Here is a 1217-nt window from a genome sequence, read left to right on the forward strand (position 1 = left end):
AGCGTTGATTATTGACCGTCTTCAATAATAAAATAGCCATTACGCACCACGGTATTAAAGGTCAGTATCGTGCCTTGGCTATCGGTTACCGTGATTTCAACGGCTTGACCAGTTTCAATATCATTTGCAACCCCACCAAAGGTGGCTGGATTGACTTCTAATTCATTGAGAATGTCATCACCATTCGTCTGTACTTGCATTGAAATGGTGGATAAGGTGTCTTTAAATACTTGATCTGTGTTAGAGGCGGTATTCCCTGCAATATCCGTTGTGGCGACCGTGAAATCAAGCGCCCCTTCAGCAAAACCACTCATATCAACGCCGTCAATTGCCCAGCGTTCATTCATGACTGTGGTGGTGAGGATTTGGGTTTTACCATCGCTATCAGTAATGGTGACCGTTACCGTTTGGCCATTTTCGATATAAAGTGCATCGCCTGCTAAATCGACACTGCCGACTTCTGCCCCATTGAGTAAGTTATCACTGCCGCTGTCAACATCAATAGTAACAAGAGCTTGGGTGTCTTTAGTTGCGCTCGTGCTGGCATCCGCTTGATTGCCATAGCTATCTTGCGCGCTGGCTGTTACGGTAAACTCACCCTCAGCAAAGCTGCTCAAATCGATGTTTGACAGGGCCCAGTTGCCATCAATAACGGTGGTGGTAAATTGCAGCTCTCGCCCTGTATTATCACTGAGGGTGATAGTCACGGTTTGACCATTTTCAATGCCCGTCACAGAGCCTGATAGTGCCACACTTGTTTGCTCAGCAGTGTTGATCAATTGATCAACATCGTTCACGCTGACAGTGATATCGGCCGTGGTGTCTTTTAAGAAGGTAATGGTACTGCTGGCAGGGTTTTCAGGTTGATCGCTCACACGCGCTTGGGCGGTAATAACCCCATCCACTAAGTCAGATAAATCAACGTTTTCAACAGTCCATGCACCTGCGACAACGGTTGTCGTTGCACTGGTGCTATTGCCATTTTTATCAAGGAACAGCAGGGTGATTGTTTGACCATCTTCCACATCGGTGACGGTACCAGAGAAGTTATTGGTCGTTACCTCGTTTTCGTTAATGACTTGGTCAGCATCATTGAGTTGCAGGGTAATTTCAGCCAACACATCTTTTAGTACAGTGTCAGTGGCGTCGCCTGAATTACCCGCACGGTTTTCTACGCTTGCAACGGCGGTGATACCACCATCAACTAAGAAACGTGT

Annotated in this window: 1 pseudogene; it reads right to left on the reverse strand. The window is 46.8% G+C overall.

Annotated elements, in window-relative coordinates:
* Positions 1-8: 8 nt before the first annotated feature.
* Positions 9-1217: pseudogene (locus CWB85_RS21155) on the reverse strand (adhesin); the annotation flags it as partial.

Source organism: Pseudoalteromonas sp. S1727 (genome assembly GCF_005886375.1).
Classification (GTDB): Bacteria; Pseudomonadota; Gammaproteobacteria; order Enterobacterales; family Alteromonadaceae; genus Pseudoalteromonas; species Pseudoalteromonas haloplanktis.